Annotated in this window: 14 protein-coding genes; 7 read left to right on the forward strand and 7 right to left on the reverse strand. The window is 71.0% G+C overall.

Translation table 11 applies throughout. The features are described 5' to 3' along the window. The first annotated feature begins 68 nt into the window (after window positions 1-68). Window positions 69-821 carry an amino acid ABC transporter ATP-binding protein gene (locus tag EXE45_RS01825; protein ID WP_137693364.1) on the forward strand — a complete coding sequence of 251 codons (753 nt, stop codon included), beginning with the start codon at window positions 69-71 and terminating at the stop codon, window positions 819-821. 441 nt (window positions 822-1,262) lie between these two features. Here EXE45_RS01825 and EXE45_RS01830 read toward each other — a convergent pair whose 3' ends face one another. From EXE45_RS01830 to EXE45_RS01840, 3 genes are all read right to left on the reverse strand, one after another. Further along, window positions 1,263-1,814 carry an HIT domain-containing protein gene (locus EXE45_RS01830; RefSeq protein ID WP_092920148.1) on the reverse strand — a complete coding sequence of 184 codons (552 nt, stop codon included), beginning with the start codon at window positions 1,812-1,814 and terminating at the stop codon, window positions 1,263-1,265. Next, the gene (gene map / locus EXE45_RS01835; protein WP_137693365.1) at window positions 1,814-2,722 is read right to left on the reverse strand and encodes a type II methionyl aminopeptidase; all 909 of its coding nucleotides are present in this window, start codon (window positions 2,720-2,722) and stop codon (window positions 1,814-1,816) included. The genes EXE45_RS01830 and map overlap by 1 nt, the downstream gene beginning before the upstream one ends. Before the next feature lie 61 nt (window positions 2,723-2,783). Next, complete coding sequence (locus tag EXE45_RS01840) at window positions 2,784-3,020, reverse strand: DUF2249 domain-containing protein (protein ID WP_092920146.1); 237 nt, start codon at window positions 3,018-3,020, stop codon at window positions 2,784-2,786. A 131-nt stretch (window positions 3,021-3,151) separates the two neighbouring features. Between EXE45_RS01840 and EXE45_RS01845 the strand changes: the two genes are divergently transcribed. Further along, complete coding sequence (locus EXE45_RS01845; RefSeq protein WP_137693366.1) at window positions 3,152-3,469, forward strand: CGCGG family rSAM-modified RiPP protein; 318 nt, start codon at window positions 3,152-3,154, stop codon at window positions 3,467-3,469. Window positions 3,470-3,474: 5 nt separating this feature from the next. Here EXE45_RS01845 and EXE45_RS01850 read toward each other — a convergent pair whose 3' ends face one another. Continuing rightward, window positions 3,475-5,526 carry a histidine kinase N-terminal 7TM domain-containing protein gene (locus EXE45_RS01850; protein ID WP_137693367.1) on the reverse strand — a complete coding sequence of 684 codons (2,052 nt, stop codon included), beginning with the start codon at window positions 5,524-5,526 and terminating at the stop codon, window positions 3,475-3,477. Between the two features lie 74 nt (window positions 5,527-5,600). Between EXE45_RS01850 and EXE45_RS01855 the strand changes: the two genes are divergently transcribed. From EXE45_RS01855 to EXE45_RS01870, 5 genes are all read left to right on the forward strand, one after another. Beyond that, window positions 5,601-6,068: a peroxiredoxin gene (locus EXE45_RS01855; RefSeq protein WP_137693368.1), complete on the forward strand. Its 468-nt coding sequence runs from the start codon at window positions 5,601-5,603 to the stop codon at window positions 6,066-6,068. A gap of 94 nt (window positions 6,069-6,162) precedes the next feature. Beyond that, a complete protein-coding gene (locus EXE45_RS01860) occupies window positions 6,163-7,305 on the forward strand; it encodes a hypothetical protein (RefSeq protein WP_137693369.1) in 1,143 nt (380 codons plus the stop codon). Next, the gene (locus EXE45_RS19560) at window positions 7,302-7,448 is read left to right on the forward strand and encodes a hypothetical protein (RefSeq protein WP_158294249.1); all 147 of its coding nucleotides are present in this window, start codon (window positions 7,302-7,304) and stop codon (window positions 7,446-7,448) included. Before EXE45_RS01860 ends, EXE45_RS19560 begins: the two co-directional genes overlap by 4 nt. Continuing rightward, window positions 7,445-8,662: a S49 family peptidase gene (locus EXE45_RS01865; RefSeq protein ID WP_137693370.1), complete on the forward strand. Its 1,218-nt coding sequence runs from the start codon at window positions 7,445-7,447 to the stop codon at window positions 8,660-8,662. The genes EXE45_RS19560 and EXE45_RS01865 overlap by 4 nt, the downstream gene beginning before the upstream one ends. Beyond that, the gene (locus EXE45_RS01870; RefSeq protein ID WP_137693371.1) at window positions 8,659-9,717 is read left to right on the forward strand and encodes a hypothetical protein; all 1,059 of its coding nucleotides are present in this window, start codon (window positions 8,659-8,661) and stop codon (window positions 9,715-9,717) included. Before EXE45_RS01865 ends, EXE45_RS01870 begins: the two co-directional genes overlap by 4 nt. Before the next feature lie 94 nt (window positions 9,718-9,811). On the opposite strand, the gene EXE45_RS01875 is transcribed toward EXE45_RS01870, so the two are convergent. The 3 genes from EXE45_RS01875 to EXE45_RS01885 all read right to left on the reverse strand — a co-directional run bounded on the left by EXE45_RS01875 (window position 9,812) and on the right by EXE45_RS01885 (window position 13,234). Continuing rightward, a complete protein-coding gene (locus tag EXE45_RS01875; RefSeq protein ID WP_092920139.1) occupies window positions 9,812-10,726 on the reverse strand; it encodes a DMT family transporter in 915 nt (304 codons plus the stop codon). Window positions 10,727-10,838: 112 nt separating this feature from the next. After that, a complete protein-coding gene (gene idsA3 / locus EXE45_RS01880) occupies window positions 10,839-11,885 on the reverse strand; it encodes a geranylfarnesyl diphosphate synthase (RefSeq protein ID WP_137693372.1) in 1,047 nt (348 codons plus the stop codon). After that, the gene (locus tag EXE45_RS01885) at window positions 11,882-13,234 is read right to left on the reverse strand and encodes a ribonuclease J (RefSeq protein ID WP_092920482.1); all 1,353 of its coding nucleotides are present in this window, start codon (window positions 13,232-13,234) and stop codon (window positions 11,882-11,884) included. The genes idsA3 and EXE45_RS01885 overlap by 4 nt, the downstream gene beginning before the upstream one ends. Window positions 13,235-13,241 lie beyond the last annotated feature (7 nt).

Raw genomic sequence — 13,241 nt, forward strand, 5'->3', positions numbered from 1 at the left:
TGTGTCGCGGGGTGGTGAGCTGATGTGTCGCGGGGTGGTGAGCTGATGCGCCCGGAGGTGACGGACTAATGCTCCGCGCGACGGACGTGTCGCAGTCGTACGGCGACGAGACCGTGTTCCGCGACCTCTCGCTCGACGTCGACGCCGGCGAAGTCGTCGGGATCATCGGCCCCTCGGGCGTCGGGAAGACCACGCTGCTCCGGACGCTCGCCCTGTCTCTGGAGCCGGACGAGGGGACCGTGACGCTCGACGGGACCGACGCGTGGGCGGTCGACGAGGCCGAGCGGCTCGCGCTGCGCCGCCGCGTCGGGATGGTGTTCCAGGAGGCGAGCCTCTTCGACGGGACGGTCGCCCGCAACGTCGAGTACGGGCTCCGCGTCCGGCGCTCGTGGGGCGACCGGATCGCCTCGATGCTCCGACTGAACGGCGCCGCCGACGCGGTCCAAGAGTCCCTGGAGGTCGTGGGGCTGGCCGACAAGACCGATCAGCCCGCCGACTCGCTGTCGGGGGGCGAGGCTCAGCGCGTGTCGTTCGCCCGCGCGCTGGCGTACGACCCCGACGCCCTGCTCCTCGACGAGCCCACCTCGGACCTCGACCCGCGGAACACCGCCGTCATCGAGGGGGCGATCGGAGAGGCGAGAGACAGGGACATCGGCGTCGTCGTGGCGACCCACGACATGCACCAGGCCGAGCGGGTCGCGGACCGCGTCGCGGTGCTGCTCGACGACGGGATCACGGAGATGGGGGCGACGGAGAAGATCTTCGAGGACCCCGAAGACGAGCGCACCCGGAAGTTCATTTCGGGCGAGCTGGTGTACTAATAAGTACCGAGGGGTGACGGGAACCGAGTCGGATCCGGCGATCCGAGATAGGTGATCGACGACGCCGCGGTGAATACCTCAAGAGCCACGGTCGTTTACTTATAGATAATCGACAGTAGATCGACCGTGACCACCGCCAAAGCCCCAGTCGCGAGCAGGCCGTACGCTCGCTGTGCTCCTCGCTCAGTCACCCCGTTCCTTCGCTGCGGTGCCTGCGTCGCCTACGGCCTGCTCGCGACTGCCCCTTTGAGTCCCGCCCCGCACAGCACCGCCCCGCACCTCACACCTCCCCAGCCTCGTCGCGCGTGCTCCTCGCGGCCTCCGCTTCGCTCCGGCCGCTCGCAGGCACGCAGGGAGGCGCGACGCGCCTCTTACAGCCGGCGGCAGAGCCGCCGGCGACGCCACCGCACCGCTTGTTTATAAGTAATCGACGCCGTCGACTCAGACGTCGAACGCGAGTTCGACCGCGTCGCCCCCGTCGGCGTCCCCCGAGTCGACTGCGTTCTCGTCGGCCGCGAACCCCGCGTGGAGGTGGTCGTAGGTGCGCTCTATCGCCTCCACAATCACCTTCGTGTCGCCGGTGACGGGCATGAAGTTCGTGTCGCCGCTCCACCGCGGGACGACGTGCGTGTGGAGGTGATCGATCGAGCCGCCGGCGGCGTCGCCGCCGAGGTTCTGGCCGGTGTTGACGCCGTCCGGGTCCAGGTCGCGGCGCAGCGCGGCGAGCGTCGCCGCCTTCAGCTTCGTGTGGTCGAGCAGGGTGGCGTCGTCGAGGTCGGTCGGATCCTCGACGTGTGCGTCCGGGACCACCATCGCGTGACCGGGGTTGTACGGCGCGTTGTTCAAGAGGACGTAGTTGCGCTCGCTGCGGGCGACGATCCGGGCCTCGCGGGCGTCCTCGCGCTCGGGCAGGACGCAGAACGGGCAGCCGTCGATCGGGTCGGCGTCGCGCTCGACCCACTCGATCCGCCACGGCGCGAAGATCCGATCCATCAGTCGTCGAAGCCGTGGATGCCCGCGGTCGTCACCTCGACGCCGTCCTCGGTGACCAGCAGGGTGTGTTCCGCCTGGCTCACCAAGGCGTCGTCGTCCTCCTTCAGCACGGGGTACCCCTTGATCGCGTTCGCCTGTTTCAGGCGACGGAGCGCCATCTCCGCGCGGTCGGTCTCCAGCCACCGCGCCGCGAACGGGAGGTCGTCGAACCCCTCGATCTCCTCGAGCGCCTGTCGCGCCCGCCGGTCGCGCACGCTCGCTGAGCCCTGCTGTTCGAAGATCTCCTCGTCGGTCCCCTCGCCGACCTTCCCGCGGCCGTCGGTGGCGAACGGCTCGATCGCGACCGCCTGCCCGGGCTCCAGCTCGACGGAGCGGTCGACCCCCCGGTTCGGCACCGTGGGGCCGGTGTGGGCGTCGTAGCGCTCGACGCCGTGGCCGGAGAGGTTGAGGACGGGCGTGTAGCCGTACCCGCGGATCACGTCCTCGATCGCCCGCCCGACGACGCCGACCTCGACGCCCGGGGCGGCCTCGTCGAGCGCGGCCTCCAGCGCCATCTCGGCGGCCTCGACGAGCTCCGGGGCCCCGCTGTGGTCGACCGTCACCGCGGCGTCGGCGATGTACCCGTCGACGTGGACGCCCACGTCGAGACACACCATCTCCCGGCCGAACTCCGTCTCGTCGTCGCGGCCGGGCGTCGCGTGCGACGCCTCCGGGTCGACGCTGACGTTCACCGGGAAGGCGAGGCCGGCCCCCTGCTCGCGAACGAAGTCCTCCGTCCACTCCGCGACCTCGAGGTGGGTCCGTCCCGGTTCGACCATCTCGCGCGCCTCGTTCATCGCCTCGACCAACACCGCGCCGGCCTCGCGGTAGCTCTCGACCGCGCCCTCGTCTAGGGGTCCGTGACTCATAGACCCGGATTCGACGAGCGCGCGCAAAGAGGTTGCGGAGGGCGGTCGACCGCACCTCCGATCAGGCGGGCGTGATCTCGACGTACCACTCGTCGTCGGCCGGGTTCGCCGTCTCGTGGGCGAAGCCGCGCTCTTCTAACACGCCGTACAGCGGGGCCGGCTCGAAGCTGTTCACCAGACAGAGCGACTCGCCGTCGTCGAGGCCGTCGAGCGCGGCCATGATGTCGCCGAACGGTTCGCCGTCTATCTCGCGGGCGTCCAGACGCTCGTCGGCGTCGTCGAATGGGTCGGCGCTCACGTGACCGATCGCCGGGCCACGCCGGCGTATAGTTCCTCCCGAAGACGTTCGGGGACCGCGCTCGAACGCCGGGGTTCCGATCGAACATGTTCGCTCGAAGGCCTACGGGGCCGGGCCTCCTACCGTCGTATATGTCGAGTACACCCGCTGACCACGACCACGAACACGGCGCGGACCCGGTGACCGACCACGTCCACGAGAACTCGTGGTCCGCGAACCTCGAGGGGCCCGAACACGCCGAGGACCGCGACTTACTCGTCCGGCAGGCGATCGAGGCGGTCGAACACACGGCCGCGGGCAACCGCGTCAACCTCGTCACCCACGGCGACCACGGCCACCCCGAGGAGTACCTCTTCGAGGCGCTCGACGCGGAACTCGGCGGCGACGTCGACTGGGAGTACGTCGAGCAGTGCGGCTGCGGCGGGCACGTCGTGCGCGTCCACGCGTAGCCCGGTTATCCGTTTTCGCCGTTCGCTCGCGGGAGCCAGATCCGAACTACCGTCCCGGTCGGCTCGCGGGTGTCGAACTCGAGGTCGCCGCCGGACTCCGTGACGATCCAGTGGACGAGCCAGAGGCCGAGTCCGCTCGCGTGTTCGAGCGCGGTCTCGCGGGCCTCCGAGAACACCGTCTGCTCGATCGGCGGGATCCCCGGCCCGTCGTCGGCCACGTCGATCCGGAAGCGGTCGCCGTCGGCGACGACCGTCGCCTCCACGTGCGGGTCGTCGCCGTCGTTGTGGACGACGGCGTTCTCCAACACGTTCCGGACGGCCGACTCCAGCAGTTCGTCCGCCGAGACGACCGCGGAGTCGGGGACGGACACCGTCACCGTCGCCCGAGGGAACGACGACGCCAGCGAGTCGCAGAGGCGGTCGACGAGCGCGGCCAGGTCGATATCGGTCCGCCCCGCGTCGCTGTGGAGCGCGACGTCGATCTCGCGGGCCTGATCGCTGAGGTGGGTCAGCGTCTTGACCTTCCGGTCGATGATGTCGAGGTACGGGTCGCCCTCCTCGTCGACGTGGTCGCGCAGGAGGTCCGCGTACCCGCCGATGACGTTGGTGTCGTTTTTGAGATCGTGTCGAAGCACGCGGTTCAACACCTGAAGCCGCTGTTCGTACCGCCTCGTCTCCGTGACGTCGGTCGCGGTGATGACGACCTCGCTGCCGTCCGCGAACAGCCGTTCGATCACCGTCTCGAACCGTCGCCAACTGCCGTCGTCGTGGGCGATTCGGTGCGTGAGCGACTGCGGCTCGGCGTCCTCGAACGCGCGCTCGAACGCCTTTTGCGCCTCGCGCCGATCCTCCGGATGGACGAAGTCGATGACCGGGCGTCCCTCCACCTCGCTCGTTTCGTGACCGAGCAACCGCGCTATCGACGGACTCACGTATCGGAGCAGGCCGTCGTCGCCGCAGACGGCGATCACGTTCGGGGACTTCTCGATGAGCGCGCGGTAGCGCCGCTGGAGCGTCTCCCGCTCGGTGACGTCGCGGAACAGGAGGACCGTCCCGCCGCGGACCGTCCCCGGCCCGGTGATGTCGTGAACGTCGACCGTCAGGAACCGCGGCGCATCGTCCCCGGGAAGCGTCACGCGGAACTCGTCGTCCGACGCCTCGCCGGTGGCCGCCTCGGCGACCGCGGGGAGGTCGTCGAACGCCTCCTCGGCCCCGGCGCCGAGTTCGACGTCGGGGAACAGCGCCGACGCCGGGTCGTTTCGATCGACCACCCGGCCGTCGGCGTCGCAGACGACGACGGCGTCGGAGAGGTTCGCGAACACCGCGTCGCGGGCGATCGGCGAGATGTCGAGCAGCCGGTACCGGAACACGACCCACGCCAGGAGCGCCGAGGTCCCGCTGAACGCGACCGGCGTGAAGTCGACGAACCCGTTTTCCGGACCGACGACTCCCGCGGTGCCGGCCGCTCCGAGCGCCAGCGGCGCGACGCCGGCGACGAAGAGGACGGCGGCCTGCCGGCGGAACACGCCGTCCCTGGAGACCGCGGCGTAGCCGAGGACGGCGAAGGTGAACAGGTTGACCGCGTAGGTGTAGCCGACGAACGCGAGCAGCGCCGGCGTCGGCTCGTACTCGACGACGCGGTAGCCGCCGGCGTCGACGAGCGCCGGGTCGGCGTAGAACAGCGGGTCGACGCCGACCGTCCAGACGGCGACCGCGACCGCGACGGGGACGACCCAGAAGAGCGCGAAGCGGCGGCGACCGAGCCACGCGGCCCGGTCGACGTACGACAGCACGAAGGCGGGCCACGCGACCGCCAGCCCGGCGGCGCCGAGCCAGACGAATCGGTTGACGGACAGCGTGGCGCCGAGCGAGGTCGCCGACAGCTGCGCCGCGTACGCCAGCGACCAGACGCCGCCGGCGCTCGCGACGCCGACGAAGCTCCACAGGAGGGCGCGACCGCCTCGCGAGCGGTTGGCGACCCCGTACGCGGCGAATCCGAACGACGCGACGGCCGCGACGAGCAACGGGGCCGTGTACGGCGTCGGTTGCCACGTCATCGATACGGGTAGGATGCGGGTATCCGGTAAAAATGGACCGAATCGCCTAACCCGTTCGAGGGGCGTCGATCCGTATGCTCGAGCCGGGCGACTCCGCACCCGAGATCACGCTCACCGACCACCGCGGCGAGACGGTCACCGTCGACCCGACCGCGGCCAGCCACACGGTGGTGTACTTCTACCCGCGCGCCGACACGCCCGGCTGTACCGCCGAGGCGTGTGGCTTCCGCGACGAGTGGGACGCGTTCGAGGACGCCGACGTCGCCGTCGTCGGGATCAGCGACGACCCCGTCGACGATCTCGAGCCGTTCGCCGCGGAGTACGACCTCCCCTTCACTCTGCTCTCGGACCCCGACGGAACGGTGTCGAGCGCGTACGACTCCTACGGCGAAAAGCGGATGTTCGGGAACACCTTCGACGGCGTGTTCCGGAACACGTACGTCCTCGACGGCGATGGCACGGTCGTCCTCGCGTACGAGGGAGCCTCTCCGGAGGACCACGCCGTCGAGATACTCGACGACGTCCGCGCGCTCGACGACTGAGCGACGACCGGAACTGAGCGACGACCGACGACGGACCGACCGCCGACTGCCGCTGTCCGGTACTATTATTACCTGTCACGAAGCAGACGAAACGATGCCCTCCAAGCGAACGTTCGCGAAGCGCCTAGCGGCGCTCGTCACGGCCGGGCTGGGAGTCGGGAACCCGATCGACGCGCTGGTCGGCCGGCCGCCGCCCGACGCGACCCTCGGGGTCGAACCGGCCGCGATCGGCGGCGGACCGAGCGACGGCGGAGCGACCGACCGAGACCCGACGAGCGACCGCACCGGCGCGGGGGCCGACGCGCCGCGCTCGGCGGTCGCCGCCGGGACCTACGACCCGGCCGCGGTCGCGTCAGCCGCTGTCGACACCGTCGCGACCGGTCGGATCGATCCGGCGGTCCTGGCGGCGACCGGCCTCCCGAGCGGCGTCGGGAGCCGGGTCCGTCGACTCCTCGACCGATACGAGAGCGTCTCTCTCGGTGAGCTGCGGGAGGCGACCGGCGGCGCCGCGCTCACCGCGCACGGCCCGGAAGGGTGCGCGGTCGCCGTGGGCGACGTCGACGCGGCCGCGCTCGTCGCGGAGCTCGACGGGGATCCAGAGGTCGTTCGCGAGGCGGACGACGGTTCCGGATTCGTCCGGTTTCGGACGCGAGGCCTCGGGGCAGCCGTGGCCGTGAGGCGCGGGGAACTCGTGGGCGCGTACGGTCCGACCCCCGCCGTCGCCGCGACGCACCGCGACGCCGGAATCGACGGCGGACCGCGGCGACGAGCGGGCGCGACCGCGAGCTACGGGCCGCTCCCCTCGCTGCTCGGCGGCGACGCGACGGTGTGCGTCGACCTCGGGCCGGACGCTCGCGACCGCCTGCTGAGCCTGCTCGCCGACGGCCCCGACGAACTCCGCACCGCGGTCGACGCGGCGGGCGCGGTGGGGGCGTCGCTCCGGGTGGTCGGCGGAGAGTCCGCGGAGGGACGCACAGACGGGGACGAAGACCCCGATGAACCGAGCGTCGCGCTGCGGTACGGCGCGGTCGCGGACCCCCGACGACTCGACAGGGAGACGGCCGAGGCGGTCGCGCGGGCCGCGCGGGAGGGCGACGCCTCGCTTTCGGACGCGACCGTCACGCGACACGGGCGGACCGTGATCGTCGACGCCGCGGCCGACGGCGACCTCTTCGCCGCTCACGCCTCGCTGTTCGGGGGGACCGTCGGCGATCCGATCGAGGTGGCCGACGCGTGAGCGACGCCGTCGACCGCGGGGGCGCCGACCCCGAAAGCGATGCGGACGTATCGAGCGGTGACCGACGCGCGGGCGAACCCACGATGACGACGCGACAACACACCACGCCACGACAGCGGTATCGAACGAGGACGAATCGATGAGCTCCGAAGACGGGCCTTCGAAGATGCCTGACGAACCGACGGACGACGCGGATGCGACGGGCGACGCGGATGCGACGGACGACGCGGATGCGACGGGCAACCGACCGACCGCCACGCGCTCGACGCCGGCGACCGACCGACCGACCGCGGCCGATCCGCCCGCGTCACCGCTCGACCGGATCGAGACCCGACACGCGGTCGGGATCGCCGCGGCGCTCGCGGTGGCCGCGGGGCTGCTCGTCGCGCCCGGCGTGTACGGCGCCGTGACCGGGCCGGACGGGACCGTCGCCGTGATCGAGATCGACGGCACCATCGACTCGGGGACGGCCCAACACGTCGAGGACAACCTGCGGGACGCCCGCACGAACGAGTCGATCGAGGCGGTCGTCCTCGAGGTCAACAGCGGGGGCGGCCTGCCCGCGCAGAGCGAGCGGATGTACGCCGCGGTCGACCGCACCGCGTCGGTGATGCCGGTGTACGCCGCCGTCGACACGCTCGGCGCGTCCGGCGCGTACCTCGCCATCTCGCCCGCCGACCGGATCTACGTCGCGCCCTCCGCCCAGGCGGTCGGCAGCGTCGGGGTCGCCGGCACCGCGCCGGCTCCGAGCGGGCCGAACGCGGGGACGACCGGCCCGGACAAGGCCGGCAGCGACCCGGACACGCAACGCGAGCGCAGACAGACGCTCGCGAACCTCTTCATCGCGAACGTGATCGAACAGCGCGGCGACGAGATCGAACTCGACCGCGAGGCGATCGCGCACGCCGACGCGTACCTCGGCACCGAGGCGGTCGCGAACGGCTTCGCAGACCGGTTCGGTTTCGTCGACGGGGCGGTCGCTGACGCCGCCGCCGAAGCGGGGCTCGACGACTACGCGGTCGACACCCGCCGCACCGAGAGCCGCATCCCCGGCGGGTTGTCGCTGCTACGGCGCGACGACGGCACGGTCGTCGTCGCCGACGGGGCGAACGACGAGCTCGGTGACGGGCTCATCCTCGCGGTCGCACCGGAGGCGTGGGACGAGACCGTCGGCGACGACATCGTGATGACGAGCTACACCGGGCGGCTGCCCGCGGCCGGCGACGCGGCGGACGCGAGGACGACGACCGGCGACGCGGCGGTCGGGGACGAAGCGACCGCGACCGGCAACAGCTCGGCCGCGGCGACCGAAAGAATCGGTGCGGCGGCCGCGGCGAACGGAGGTGACGGCGTATGAGCGTCGACCTGCGAACGACGGTCGGCGCGTTCGCGCTGGTCTTCCTCGCGGTCGTCGGCGCCGCCGCCGTCGGGGGCGTCGTCCTCGACGACGCGCCGCCCGAGACGGAGCCGGTCGCGAGCGAACACTGGCAGCTGGACGCGGTCGAACCGGAGACGGTCAGCGAGGGCGGCACGGTCGAGATGGAGAGCGACGAGCCGTCGAACACGGTCGTCGTCCACCTCGGCGGCGGAACGGCCGGGCTCGGCGGGGGCACGTCGATCCTGCCGATCGAAGACGCCGATCGGCCCGCGGAGGCGGACATCGGAACGCTCGGCGGGGTCCGACGAGGCGTCGCGCCGCTCACCGCGGCGCTCGTCGAGAGCGGCCACGAGGTCCGGTTCTACGGCGGAGTCACGAGCCGCCAGCGACTCTCGACGATACTCTCGGACGCTGACGCGTTCGTCACCACGAACCCCGGCGCGCTGTCGGGGCCCGACGCCGACGCGGTGGAGTCGTTCGTCGAGGCCGGCGGCCGGACGCTCGTGGCGAGCGATCCGGGCGGCGCCGGCGCGCTCACCGACTTCGGCTCGCCGTTCGGCGTCTACGGCGAGGCGGGCTACGTGTACGACATGGTGAACAACGACGCGAACTACCTCAGCGTGCTCGTCGAGCCGACCGGGCCGGGGGCGCTGACGGAGGGCGTCGAACGCGTCGTCCTCCGCGGCGCCGCGCCCGTCGGTGTCGCCGACGGGTCGGCGTCGCTCGCCACCGCGGAGACGTCCCGGCTGTCGACGACTCGGGAGGCCGGTTCCTACGGCGTCGCGGTCAGAAGCGACTCGCTCGCGGTGGTCGGGGACTCGAGCTTCCTCGAACCGGAGAACGCCGGTCGCGCCGACAACGGGGTCCTGATCGGCAACGTCGCGGACTTCCTCGTGACGGGCGAGAACCCCGACGTGTCGTTCGGGCCGCCGACCGGACCGGGCGGGGCAGTCCCGCCCGGCGGAGCGGTCCCGCCCGGCGGGGCGACGCCGACGCCCGAACCGACCGATCCGTCCGGGAACGCGACCGCGTAGCGCTCCGCGGCCCCGCGGAGCGCGATGCGATCCGGTGCGGCCCGTGCGGCTCGACACGGCTAACTCGACGCGCTGCGGCCGCGACGCTTCTCTTTCACCCCGGGAACCGGATCCCGGCCGCCGCCGAGGCGATCTCGCGGCGCTTCAGCAGGCCGAATCCGAGGACGATGACGACGAAGCCGGCGACGGTGAACGGCGTCACCGGCTCGGCGAGCAGCAGGGCGCCCGCGACGGTCGCGACGATCGGAACGACGTACGAGACGAGGTTGATCTCGAAGGGACCGAGCCGGTCGAGCAGCGTGAAGTAGATGGTGTACGCCACCGCCGACGAGCAGAGTCCGAGGAACGCCAGCGCGAGGAGCGCGCGCGGCACCGTCGACGGGAGCCGCTGGCTCTCGCCGATACCGAGGCTGAGCGCGTGGATCGCGAGCGCGCCGAACCCCATCGCCCACCCGGTGAGCGCGACGCTGGAGAACGAGGTCTCGACGGTCCGGAGGCCGACGCTGCCGACCGCGACGGCGACCACGCCGATCGCTATCAGCCCGACGCCGACCGCGACGCCGCCGCCGAGGGTCGCGGGGTCCGGCTGCGCGACGAGCCCCACGCCGAGGAACGCGAGGACGACACCGACCGCGCCGCGCGCGTCGAGGTCCGCGCCGCCGATCCACAGGGTCGCGACCGCCGCGGTCGCGATGGGGACGAGGCTGTAGGTGATCGAGGCGATGCCGCTCGTCGTGTACTGCTGGCCGACGAACAGCAGGGAGTTGTTCGCGGCCACCGAGAGCCCGCCGCTGAACCCGATCGCGGCGAGGTCCCCGCGGGTCCGCGGGAACGGGTCCTCCTGCGTGAGCAGGACGTACGAGATCAGCGCGAGCGCGGCCACGTAGAAGCGATACGCGGCGTACAACACCGGCGGGTAGTAGGCGAGGCCGACCTCGATGGCGACGAAGGAGCCGCCCCACAGCAGAGCGAGCGTGAAAAACAGCGCGGCGTCTCGGTACCGTGACACGGTCGGCCGAACGCGGGCCGCGGGTAAAGCCGTGTCCGTCGCGGCCCGAACCGCCGGCACTTGAATCGTGACCGGCTTGTCCGGCGACCCGACCGCTCAGCGACCCAACCGATCAGTAGCCGCGGACGATGAGGTAGTCCGCCAAGTCTTCGAGCAGGCTCCGAGAGCCGCTCTCGGGGAGTACTTCGAGGTGTCCTTTCGACCGCGCGGTGAGGTCCTCGGCCGTCTCGCGGGCGTACTCGATGGATCCGGCCTCCGCCAAGGTCGCCACCGCCTCCTCGATGGCCGCCTCGGTCACCTCCGCGGGCGTGTCGGCCTCGACGAGCCCGTCGACGTCGATCCCCTGCTGACGGGCGTGGAGAGTGATGAGCGTCTCTTTCCCCTCCACGAGGTCGGAGCCGCGCTGCTTGCCGAGCTCCTCCGAGGGGACCGTCAGGTCGAGCACGTCGTCTTGGATCTGAAACGCGCGCCCGGAGTCGATCCCGTACCGGTAGAGCGCGTCGACCACCTCCTCGTCGGCGCCGAGCAGCAGCGCCGGCGTCGCCGCCGACGCGCCGTACAGCACCGCGGTCTTCAGCTCGACCATCTCTAGGTACTCCTCGGGGAGGATGTCGTCGCGACTCTCGAAGGAGACGTCGAGCGCCTGCCCCTCGCAGATTTCCGTACAGGTCGACGCGAGCATCCGCATCGCTTCGAGCCCGTTCTGCGGGTCCGCACCCGTTTCGGTCATGAACTCGAACGCCTTCGAGTAGAGGGTGTCGCCGGCGAGGATCGCCGTCGAGACGTCGTACGCCTCGTGGACCGCGGGGACGCCCCGCCGCAGGTCGTCCTCGTCCATGATGTCGTCGTGGATCAGCGTGAACGACTGGATCACCTCGATGGCGACCGCGGCGCGCATCACGTCGACGTCGTCGCCGTCGAGCGACGGGAACGCCCGGAAGTCGGCGCCCAACGGCTCGGTGCCGGTGACCGCCTCCGCGGCCAGCGTCGTCACCGTCGGGCGGAGTCGCTTCCCGCCCGCTTCGAGGATGTACCGGGTCGCCTCGTACAGCCGCTCTGGCTCCTGTACCGGCAGCTCCTCGTCGATAGCGGCGTTGACGAGATCACGCCGCTCGCGGATGGCGTCGAGCACCCGCGCCTCCTTCGTCTCGCTCGTCATTCGACGAGCTGGATGACGCTCCCGTTCTGCGTGACGTGGACGTCGCGTCCGAGCTTGTACCCCTGGGACTTCGCGAGGTCGACGTACGGCGAGCGGCCCTTCAGCGTCTGGTGGCCGGGGATGAGGTGCTGGGGCTGGAGCGCGTCGAGCATCTCGTAGTGGCCCTCCTCGCGGAGGTGGCCGGAGACGTGGATGTCGTCGTAGAGGCGCGCGCCCTGCATCCGGAGCAGCTGTTCGGACTGGTAGCGCTGGCCCTCGTTGGTGGGCTCCGGGATGACGCTCGCGCTGAAGACGACCTTGTCGCCGTCGTCGATTTCGTACGGGGTCTCGCCGCGGCCCATACGGGTGAGCATCGCGCGCGGCTCGCCCTGGTGGCCCGTGACGATCGGGAGGAAGTTCCCCTTCCCCTCCTTCATGATCCGCTTGAACGCGCGGTCGACCGACTTCCGGTGGCCGTACATGCCGACGTCGCCCTGGAAGTCGACGAAGTCGAGCCGCTCGGCCGTGCCGGAGTACTTCTCCATCGAGCGCCCGAGGAGGACCGGCTGGCGGCCGATCTCGCGGGCGTACTCGACGAGGGTCTTCACGCGGGCGATGTGGGAGGAGAACGTGGTGGCGACGATGCCGCCCGTGTAATCCTCCATCGATTTGAACGTGTCCTCGACGTGCTTCTTCGCGTACGACTCCGAGGGCGTGCGGCCCTTGCGGCCCGCGTTCGTACAGTCCTCGACGTACGCGAGGACGCCCTCGTCCTGGCGGCCGATCTCGCGGAACCGCTCCATGTCGATCGGGTCGCCGATGACGGGGTCGTGGTCCAGGCGCTTGTCGAGGCCGTAGACGATGGCCCCCTCGGGCGTGTGGAGGACCGGGTTGATCGCGTCGATGATCGAGTGGGTGACGTTGACGAACTCCATCTCGACCTGCTCGGAGTCGCCGATCGCCATCGAGGCGCCCGGCTTCATCTTCACGAGGTCGTTGTCGACCTGGAACTTCCCCTCGTCTTCGATCTGCTGGCGGACTAACTCGATCGTGTACGGCGCGGAGACGATCGGCGCGTCGTAGCGGTGGGCGAGCTTCGGGATCCCCGCGATGTGGTCGAGGTGGCCGTGGGTGGGGACGATCGCCTGAACGTCGCCCTCGAGTTCGCTCATGACCCGGTCGTCCGGGATGGCGCCCATGTCGATCAGGTCGAGGCTGTGCATGCTCTCGGTCTCCACGTTGTCGTGGATGAGGACCTTACTGAGGTTCAGGCCCATGTCGAAGATGACGATGTCGTCGCCCGCGCGGACCGCCGTCATCTGTCGACCGACCTCTTCGTAACCGCCGAGTGTCGCAATTTCTATTTCCATGGTGTGT

The organism is Halorubrum sp. SP9, assembly GCF_005435015.1.
GTDB classification, from domain to species: Archaea; Halobacteriota; Halobacteria; order Halobacteriales; family Haloferacaceae; genus Halorubrum; species Halorubrum sodomense.

Excerpts from the sequence above, each read along its gene's own strand:
- EXE45_RS01860 (WP_137693369.1), top strand. The coding sequence starts at position 6,163 with ATGCCCTCCAAGCGAACGTTCGCGAAGCGCCTAGCGGCGCTCGTCACG.
- EXE45_RS01855 (WP_137693368.1), top strand. The coding sequence starts at position 5,601 with ATGCTCGAGCCGGGCGACTCCGCACCCGAGATCACGCTCACCGACCAC.
- EXE45_RS01885 (WP_092920482.1), bottom strand. The coding sequence starts at position 13,234 with ATGGAAATAGAAATTGCGACACTCGGCGGTTACGAAGAGGTCGGTCGA.
- EXE45_RS01845 (WP_137693366.1), top strand. The coding sequence starts at position 3,152 with ATGTCGAGTACACCCGCTGACCACGACCACGAACACGGCGCGGACCCG.
- EXE45_RS01865 (WP_137693370.1), top strand. The coding sequence starts at position 7,445 with ATGAGCTCCGAAGACGGGCCTTCGAAGATGCCTGACGAACCGACGGAC.
- map (WP_137693365.1), bottom strand. The coding sequence starts at position 2,722 with ATGAGTCACGGACCCCTAGACGAGGGCGCGGTCGAGAGCTACCGCGAG.
- EXE45_RS01850 (WP_137693367.1), bottom strand. The coding sequence starts at position 5,526 with ATGACGTGGCAACCGACGCCGTACACGGCCCCGTTGCTCGTCGCGGCC.
- idsA3 (WP_137693372.1), bottom strand. The coding sequence starts at position 11,885 with ATGACGAGCGAGACGAAGGAGGCGCGGGTGCTCGACGCCATCCGCGAG.
- EXE45_RS01825 (WP_137693364.1), top strand. The coding sequence starts at position 69 with ATGCTCCGCGCGACGGACGTGTCGCAGTCGTACGGCGACGAGACCGTG.
- EXE45_RS01830 (WP_092920148.1), bottom strand. The coding sequence starts at position 1,814 with ATGGATCGGATCTTCGCGCCGTGGCGGATCGAGTGGGTCGAGCGCGAC.
- EXE45_RS01870 (WP_137693371.1), top strand. The coding sequence starts at position 8,659 with ATGAGCGTCGACCTGCGAACGACGGTCGGCGCGTTCGCGCTGGTCTTC.